The organism is Helicobacter apodemus, from assembly GCF_000765745.2.
Classification (GTDB): Bacteria; Campylobacterota; Campylobacteria; order Campylobacterales; family Helicobacteraceae; genus Helicobacter_D; species Helicobacter_D apodemus.
On sequence record NZ_JRPC02000080.1, the window covers coordinates 1 to 1,483 of the forward strand.

At 32.4% G+C, this 1,483-nt stretch carries 1 protein-coding gene; it reads left to right on the forward strand.

The features are described from left to right. Positions 1-1,483 (forward strand): TraG/VirB4 family ATPase (locus LS72_RS10445; protein ID WP_138155353.1); only part of this gene is annotated, 1,483 nt, incomplete at both ends.

The following is a 1,483-nucleotide window of genomic DNA, read 5'->3' on the forward strand; positions in this document are numbered from 1 at the left end:
TTACTGCCTCTGTATGCCTTTTGCCAAAGAAAAAGGCAAATTCTGCTTCACGCAATCATTCTATTATTGCCACTCAAAGCTGGAGTGAAGCTCTATTTAGAGAGTTTGCTAATGTTAGGAGAGAAAGCATAGGAATACTAGAAAGAATTGATGGACAAAAAGAGCGATTATTTGCCTTTGATTTAAATGTTCTAGTTAGTGGAGATAGTTATGAAAGTGCGAAACAAAATACGCAAAATATTATTTCCTTTTGGAGTAAAGGTGGGACAACAGGCATTGTAATGGATGAGGCATTAGGAATCCATCAACTCAATTTTTTAGCATCATTGCCTATGGGAATCAATGAAGAGTATATGTTTGAATTAACAGGGAAATACCGTTCAATGTTTGCTGACCAAATCGCACAATTTGTGCCACTAGAATCAGATTATGCAGGAAACCACCCAAATTTAATGCTCTATTCAAGGCGTGGGCAAATGGCAGGAGTTGATTTGTTCGTATCAGATATTAACTTTAATGCGTATTTAGTTGCAACTTCGGGAGCTGGTAAATCTGTATTATTGAATATGATAGGATTTAATAGCTTTGCTAGAGGGGATAGAGTATTTGTTTTAGATTATGATACATCATTTTTAAAGTTATGTGAAACCCTAGATGGGCAATATATATTCCTTGACCCTCAAAAGCCTATTAGCTTTAACCCATTTAGTGATATAAAAAATAAAGAACAATTAACAGATGACTTAAATTATCTCTCAAGCCTTATTTATATGTTAGGAAGCTCTAAACACCAAGCAAGGGCAGACGAAGATGAAAAATTGATAAAACAGAAGATACAAGAATTTATAGGAATTCTTTTTGACGAGATTGGCAATAAAATGGAAATTACCAATATTAGGGATAAGTTAAGAACTGTTAAAGACTCAAGATTTAAAGATTTTGCTGACCAATTAAGACCCTTTTGTAAAGAAGGTGTTTATGGTGCATTTTTTTCAGGACCTAATCAATTTAATATTAATAAAGAATTCATTGTTACAGAGTTCAAAGGGATTGATAATGACCCTGATTTAAGAGACCCTTTAATTATGCTCTTAATCTATCATTTAAACCAACTTATGTATAGGAGTGAAGATAGAAAAAATAGAATCCAAATTGTGCTTGATGAAGCCCATAGGTTTTTAGGCAAAAATCCAAAAATGGATGATTTTATTGAACAGGCTTATCGGAGGGCTAGGAAATATAATGGTTCGATTATTTTAGCCACACAAGGTTTCGATGATATATATAATTTAAAGACAGGAGGGTTAAGCAGAGCAGGAAGTGTTATTATTAATAATTCATCGTGGAAAATTTTTATGAAACAGACTGATACTTCCATTAATATGCTAATTAATTCTAATTTATTTAATCTATCAGAATACGAAAAAGCTTTATTGAAATCTATTACTACTACCAAAGGACAATATTCAGAACTTCTTTTAAT